Below are 7355 nucleotides of genomic sequence, written 5' to 3'. Positions count from 1 at the left end.
CGGTGCGGTCCGGCCGCACCCGGCCGGACTGCACCTGCTTGGACAGCGGCACCCGGTCGTAGGGTTCGTGCAGCTCGTCGCCGACCAGGGTCAGGGCTCCGGCGAATCCTTCCTCGCGCAGCCGCTCCGCGGCCCGCAACCCCGCCAGCGAGGCACCCACGATGACGATCCGGCCGGTCCGCCGGAAGCCATCGCCGTCGTCGTGCGCGGACACGGGGGCGGCCGCGCCGTCAAGCTGGATGGCCTGCACCGGGCAGGAGGCCGCGGCCCGCAGGATCCGCCGGCGCTGCCCGTCGTCGGGCCCCGGATCGTAGACCAGTGCCTCGTCCCCCTGCATGGTGAAAACGTCCGGGGCGAGGAAGGCGCACTGCCCGTAGCCCTGGCACTTGGTGAGGTCGACGACGAGTCGCATCGGTTTTCTTCCGCGTGCGGGCGTCCGCCCGCCCCTGTCCGGGTTGATGAAGTGAGTCGAGTCTAGGCCCGATGCACGGGCAGCGGAAGGGGCCGGCCCCGGCGCCCCGGCTGTGCATCCTGGCCCCTGGCGGACGCTGCGGCGCCCAACAATAACGACGACGGCGGCACCCGGTGGGTGCCGCCGTCGGGCTTTTGCCGTTCAGGGGTTGCGCGGCCTGTTCTACGGGACCAGGTGCGCCCGGGCTTCGGCCTCTTCCCGGTGCGCTTCCCTCTGCGCCGAGATGGCATGGATGCGGTCGCGGCAGCGGTACCAGCCCAGGATGAGCAGCGGGATGATGATGGCCAGCGAGGCCACGGTCCAGGTGCCTACCGGGGAATCGAACGCCATCAGGACAAGGACCGCCAGCAGGAAGGCCAGCGTGAGGTAACCGGTGACCGGGGCGCCGGGCATCCGGAAGGACGGACGCTTGGCGGTGCCGGTCCTGGCCCAGTGCGTCAGTTTCAGCTGGCACAGCACGATCATGCCCCAGGCGCTGATGATGCCGATGGCTGCGGCGTTGAGCACGATCTCGAAGGCCTGGGCGGGCACTACCGCGTTGAGGACCACGCCGAGCAGGGCGATCACCGCGGTCAGCGCGATGCCGCCGTAGGGCACGCCCGACTTGTTCATGCGGGCCGCAAAGCGCGGGGCGGAGCCGGCAACGGCCATCGAGCGCAGAATGCGCCCGGTGGAGTAGAGCCCGGCATTGAGGGAGGACATCGCCGCGGTGAGGACCACCAGGTTCATGATCGCGTCCACCCCGGTCACCCCGATGGTGCCGAAGAACGTGACGAACGGGCTTTCACCGGCCTTGTACGCGGTATAGGGCAGCAGCAGGGAAAGCAGTACCAGCGAGCCGACGTAGAACACGGCAATGCGCAGCACCACGGTGTTGACGGCGCGCGGGATGACTTTCTCCGGGTTCCGGGTCTCGCCGGCCGTGGTGCCGATCAGCTCGATCGAGGCGTAGGCGAACACCACGCCTTGGATGACGACGATGGCGGGCATGAGGCCGGCGGGGAAGATGCCCCCGTTGCCCGAAATCAGGCTGAAGCCGACCTCATGGCCTTCGACCGGGGTGCCGAAGATGACGAAGTAGACGCCCAGCAGCAGGAAGGCCGTCAGCGCAACGACCTTGATCAGCGCGAACCAGAATTCGAGTTCGCCGAAGACCTTCACGGAGACCAGGTTCAGGCCCAGGACCAGCAGCAGCGCGCACAGGGCGAAGACCCACTGCGGGACACCGCCGATGGGCGCCCAGTATTTGGCGAAGAAGTTCATGTACAGCGCGACGGCGGTGACGTCGACGATGGCGGTCATCACCCAGTTCAGCCAGTACAGCCACCCGGTGGCGAAGGCCGCCTTCTCGCCGAAGAACTCCCGGGCGTAGGAGACGAAGGAGCCGGAGGAGGGCCGGTGCATGATCAGTTCGCCCAGGGCCCGCAGGATCAAAAAGGCGAAGAAGCCGCAGACCGCGTAGGTGAGCACCAGGGCCGGGCCGGCGTTGGCCAGGCGGCCGCCGGCGCCCATGAACAGGCCGGTGCCGATGGCACCGCCGATGGCGATCATCTGGACCTGCCGGGGTTTGAGGTTCTTGTGGTAGCCGCGGTCCTCGGCGTGCAGGGCTGCCTCCGGGGTATGCCTGTCGTCGGAGGGTGCGCGGTGGCGCAGTCCCTTGAGGGAGAGTGTCATGACGGTCCTTGGTGGGGATGAGGGGTCGGGCAGAGGCTGTTGATGGAGGGGCCTCAGTTGCTGAGATTGGCCAGCCGTTCGGGCTGGAGCAGTTCTTCGAGCCGGCCGCCGGAGAGCAGCCGGCGCTCGAGCACCAGGTCGGCCACGCCGCGGCCAGTGGCCAGGGCTTCCTGGGCAATGGCGGTGGCGGCGGCGTAGCCCAGGTGCGGGTTCAGGGCGGTGACCAGGCCGATGGACCCTTCGACGGAGAGCCGCAGGTGCTCGGTGTTGGCGCTGATGCCGCGCACGCAGCGTTCGGTCAGGGTGCGGCAGGCGTTCTCCAGGTGGGAAATGCTCTTGTCCAGGCTGTGGACGATGATCGGCTCGAAGGCGTTCAGCTGCAGCTGGCCCGATTCGGCGGCCATGCTGATGGTGACGTCGTTGCCGACCACCTCGTAGGCGACCTGGCTGACGACTTCCGGGATGACCGGGTTGATCTTGCCCGGCATGATGGAGGAGCCCGACTGCACGGCCGGCAGGTTGATTTCGCCCAGTCCGGCGCGCGGGCCGGAGGAGAGCAGGCGCAGGTCGTTGCAGATCTTGGACAGCTTGACCGCCACGCGCTTGAGCACCCCGGACAGGTGCACGAACGCGCCCACGTCCTGGGTGGCCTCGATCAGGTCCACCGAGGTCACCAGCGGCAGGCCGGTGACCTCGGCCAGGTGCCGGCACGCCGCGGCGCTGTACCCGGCCGGGGCATTCAGGCCGGTGCCGATGGCGGTGGCGCCCAGGTTGATCTCGTGGATCAGCAGCCCGGCCTCGGCCAGCCGCTGGCGGTCTTCGCCCACGGTGACCGCGTAGGTGCCAAACTCCTGGCCCAGGGTCATCGGCACGGCGTCCTGCAGCTGGGTCCGGCCCATCTTGACCACGGTGCGGAACTCGGCCGCCTTGGCCGCGAAGGCCTCCTCCATGGTTTCCAAAGCGTCGAGCAGTCCGCGCACGCCGAGGATGGTGGCCACGCGGACGGCCGTGGGGTAGACGTCGTTGGTGGACTGGCTCAGGTTGACATGGTCGTTGGGGTGCAGCCGGTCATAGTCGCCCTTTTCATGGCCCAGGAGCTCCAGCGCCCGGTTGGCGATGACCTCGTTCGCGTTCATGTTGGACGAGGTGCCGGCACCGCCCTGGATGACATCGACAATGAACTGGTCGTGCAGCCTGCCGTCGAGGATTTCCCGGCAGGCTTCGGCAATGGCGTCGGCCCGGACGGCGTCGAGCAGGCCCAGCTCCTGGTTGGTGCGGGCCGCGGCCAGCTTCACGGCGGCCAGGCCGCGGACCAGCTGGGCGTTGGTGGACAGGGGCTGGCCGGTGATCGGGAAATTCTCCACCGCCCGCAGGGTGTGTACGCCCCAGTAGGCGTCCGCCGGGATATCGCGCTCCCCGAGCAGGTCATGGTCGGTGCGGAAAGAGGCAGCACTCATGAAGGATCCTTCGGTTTGTAGGTGACGTCGTTGTCGCGGGAATATGGTTATCGGGTGAAATCGACGGCGTGCAGCGCGCCCACCGGCCGCCCGCCGCCCAGGACCGGTTGCGGCTCCAGGCCTGCGAGCGAGTTGCTGTCCAGGCCCATCAGCGCCAGGGCATAAAGGGTGACCGGCAGCCGGGCACGGTCCGACCCGTCGGCGATCTTGATTGCGAGGGAACGCCCGTCCGGCAGTCCCGCCAGCTGGAGGCCTTCGAAGCCGTCCTTGGCCAGCAGCCCCGGCACCTGGCGCATCAGCGCGGTGACATCCCGCCCTTCACCGGCCACCTGTTCCGGATGCGTCCGCATCGCCGCGGCCACCGTTGCCTCGGCCGTGCCCGGGGCGGCGGAAGCGATCAGCCCGAAGGCCCGGGCCATGCCGCGCAGCGTCACCGCGAACAGCGGCGTTCCACAGCCGTCGGTGCTGATCGTGTCCAGGTCCTCGCCGGTGAGCTCGCCGACGACGCCGGCAATCACCTGCTGCAGCGGATGCGACGGCTCCAGGTACCCGGACGCGGGCCAGCCGTTGATGACGCAGGTGGCCAGCATGGCCGCGTGCTTGCCCGAACAGTTCTGCGCGAGCCGGCCGGCCGTGCCGCCGCGGCGCAGCCAGTCTTCGCCTTCAGCGCGGCCGTAGGGAAGGTCCGCGGTGTTTGCCAGGGATTCCTCGTCCAGTCCGTGCAGGCCCAGGATCCGTTCGGCCCCCTGCTGGTGCATCGGGGAGCCGGAGTGGCTGGCAGCGGACAGGGCCAGCAATTCCGGCGGCAGCCGAAGCCCTGCACGGACCATCGCCACGGCCTGCAGCGGTTTGAGCGACGACCGCGGGTAGAACAGCGCCAGGGGATCTCCGGCAGAAAAGAGCGTGCCGCCGTCGGGCGCCAGCGCGATCACCGAGCCATAGTGGACGCTTTCCACCAGGCCGCCGCGGGTTTGTTCCGCAACGGGCACGTGGGCGGGCCGCGCGGTGGCCGGGTCCGCTGCAAGGGATTGGAGCACAAAAATACCTTTGGTTCGTGGTGGCTGGCCCGTGTTGGCCGGCCGAAATCGGGGAACAACGCACCCCGCCGGATGGCAGGGGCGGGCCGGCGTCAGCGGTGCAGTACCCGGTCAAGGGCAGCGCCCACCGCGGCAAGGTGCCGGCGCATGGCTTCGCAGGCCTGGTCAGGCGATCCCGCTTCGATTGCGGTCAGGATTTCCCGGTGCTCAGCATCCGAATCTTCCTTCCGCCCGGCCACCATGTTCAGGGTTCCGGACTGCTTGGCCATCGCGTCGCGGATATCGGCCACAACCTTCTCGAAGACGCGGTTGCCGCTGGTCCGGGCGATCGCGGCATGGAACGCGGCGTCCAGCGCCACCCAGGCCTGCGGGTCCTCTTCGCGGTCCATGGCTGCCACGATGTCGCGGAGCAGCTGCAGCTCATCCTCGCTGCGGCGCCGCGCCGCAAGACCGGCGGCAGGGACCTCGATGTGCGGCCGGGCCTCGGTCAGCTCCCGCGCCGAATACTGCCCCAGCGCCAGGTCGCCGCCCACGCGGTCGGCTATCACGAAGGTGCCCCTGCCGGTCCGGGTTTCGGTCAGGCCCAGCGATGCGCAGGAGCGCAGGGCCTCCCGGACCACCGACCTGCTGACTCCGTACTGCTGGGCCAGCACCGCCTCGGAACTCAGCCGCGTCCCGATGGGAAGCTGCCCGTCCTCGATGGCTTTGCGAAGGGAGCCGAACACGGCCTCGGCAGCGCTTACTCTCTCGATGCGCTGTCCTGCTGTCCAGCTGTCTGACAGGTTCACGCACAAAAAGATGACACAGATCATACCGCCTGTCAATCGGCAGCCCCTGGCCTTCAGCCTGCAGCTTGGACCACGGCGTCGAAGGCGGCGGCCTGGCACCGCGGCCCGCAGCAACTTCCGGTGCCGCCGGCGGGGCAGGATCCGCAATTCGTGGGCAAATCTAACCAATACTGCTCACATATCATCGCTTTTTCTAACCGGCAGACGACAGGATACTGGTAAATCATCGGCAGTCCGCCTGCACCGGCATCCGGTGCAGCCACGGCGGAAGGCGTCCGGCCGGCAGCGCAGGGAGCGGAGCTGGCACGTCCTGGAAAAGAAAGAGGCATTCCCATGCAGGATTACCGGCAGTCGGTCCCGACCGCAGCCGCCACCAAGGGCCTGATCCAGGTTTTCAACGCAAACGGCCTTGACGACGTCGCCTGTGCGGATCCGATGTGCCTTTATTGCACCGGACCCGAAACCGACTAGCGTCCACGACCGGCCACAAGGCCATAAGGAAGAACGTGTCTTCAAACAGGAGAAACAGCATGCGCCCTGACGCGCCCGCCGAGGTTGGCCAGGCCGGGGAACCCGGCCTGGCCAAGTCGCTCAAGCCCCGGCACCTGTCCATGATTGCCATCGCCGGCGTGATCGGTGCCGGCCTGTTCGTCGGTTCCGGCGCCGCGATCCGGCAGGCCGGTCCCGGCATCCTCGTCGCGTACGCGGCCGCCGGCCTGGTCGTGATCCTGGTGATGCGGATGCTGGGCGAAATGGCCGCGGCCCACCCCGAGACCGGCTCCTTCTCCGCCTACGCCGACAAGGCCCTGGGCCGCTGGGCCGGCTTCAGCATCGGCTGGCTCTACGCCTGGTTCTGGATCATCGTGCTGGGCATCGAGGCCACCGCCGGTGCGGCCATCATGCACCGCTGGGTCCCGGGCGTTGACCAGTGGATCTGGGCGCTGGTGCTGATGGTCCTGCTGACGCTGACCAACGTGGCGTCGGTGAAGTCCTTCGGCGAATTCGAGTTCTGGTTTGCCTCGGTCAAGGTGGCCGCCATTGTCGGCTTCCTGCTGTTCGGCGTGGCCGCCATTGCCGGCCTGATCCCCGGCGTCGACGCCCCGGGCCTGGCCAACCTGACCGGCCAGGGCGGTTTCTTCCCCAACGGCGGCGCCGCCGTCCTCGCCGGCATCCTCGTGGTGGTCTTTGCCTTCTTCGGTGCCGAAATCGCCACCATCGCCGCCGGCGAGTCCGCCGACCCGGTCACCGCGGTCCGGAAGGCCGTGCGCTCCACCGTCTGGCGCATCCTCCTGTTCTACATCGGCTCCATCGCCATCGTGGTGACGCTGCTGCCGTGGAACAGCACCTCGGTGGCCAAGAGCCCGTATGTGGCCGTCATGGAGCTCTACGGCATCCCCGGCGCCGGCGTGATCATGGACGTGATCGTGCTGACCTCGGTACTCTCCTGCCTGAACTCGGGCCTCTACACCGCCAGCCGCATGCTGTTCTCTCTGTCCACCCGCGGCGACGCCCCGCGCGCCTGGAGCCGGATCTCCGGGCGCGGCGTCCCGGCCACGGCCGTGCTCGCCTCGACCGTGGTCGGCTTCATCACCGTGGGCCTGAACTACATCGCCCCGGATACGGTCTTCCTCTTCCTGGTGAACACCTCCGGCGCCATCGCGCTGTTCGTCTGGCTCGTCATCGCGTTCTCGCAGCTGATCCTGCGCCGCCGCCTGGGCGCTCAGGCGAAGCAGCTCACCCTGAAGATGTGGTTCTTCCCCTACCTGACCTGGCTGGCCATCGGCAGCATTGTGGCGCTGCTGGTCGGCATGGTCATCCTGGAAAGCACCCGGGAGTCGCTGCTGCTCTCCGCGCTGCTGGCCGCCGCCGTCGCCGCCATCGACCTCCGGCGCTACCGCGGGCGGCCGGCAGGGCCCGCGGCGACGGA

6 protein-coding genes are annotated in these 7355 nt (G+C 68.6%); 1 reads left to right on the top strand and 5 read right to left on the bottom strand.

The genetic code is table 11. The annotated features are described in order from the left end of the window. The 5 genes from ACFQ36_RS18875 to ACFQ36_RS18855 all read right to left on the bottom strand — a co-directional run. A partial coding sequence (locus ACFQ36_RS18875; protein WP_377016409.1) for a 4Fe-4S domain-containing protein occupies positions 1–412 on the bottom strand: 412 nt, incomplete at its 3' end. 222 nt (positions 413–634) lie between these two features. Next, complete coding sequence (locus tag ACFQ36_RS18870; RefSeq protein WP_377016407.1) at positions 635–2146, bottom strand: amino acid permease; 1512 nt, start codon at positions 2144–2146, stop codon at positions 635–637. A gap of 53 nt (positions 2147–2199) precedes the next feature. Next, a complete protein-coding gene (locus ACFQ36_RS18865) occupies positions 2200–3603 on the bottom strand; it encodes an aspartate ammonia-lyase (protein ID WP_377016405.1) in 1404 nt (467 codons plus the stop codon). A gap of 47 nt (positions 3604–3650) precedes the next feature. Beyond that, positions 3651–4646, bottom strand: a complete 996-nt coding sequence (locus ACFQ36_RS18860) for an asparaginase (protein WP_377016413.1) — start codon at positions 4644–4646, stop codon at positions 3651–3653. Between the two features lie 86 nt (positions 4647–4732). Further along, positions 4733–5428 (bottom strand): FadR/GntR family transcriptional regulator, encoded by a 696-nt coding sequence (locus ACFQ36_RS18855; RefSeq protein ID WP_377016411.1) that lies wholly within the window; start codon positions 5426–5428, stop codon positions 4733–4735. A 530-nt stretch (positions 5429–5958) separates the two neighbouring features. Between ACFQ36_RS18855 and ACFQ36_RS18850 the strand changes: the two genes are divergently transcribed. Further along, on the top strand, positions 5959–7355 hold a 1397-nt coding region (locus tag ACFQ36_RS18850; RefSeq protein ID WP_377016403.1), incomplete at its 3' end, for an amino acid permease.

The sequence above is a fragment of the Arthrobacter sp. GCM10027362 genome (assembly GCF_042679445.1).
In the GTDB taxonomy this organism is placed as follows: domain Bacteria; phylum Actinomycetota; class Actinomycetes; order Actinomycetales; family Micrococcaceae; genus Crystallibacter.
Note: the sequence above shows the minus strand (reverse complement) of the source record. Positions and strands in the feature narration are given on the sequence as shown.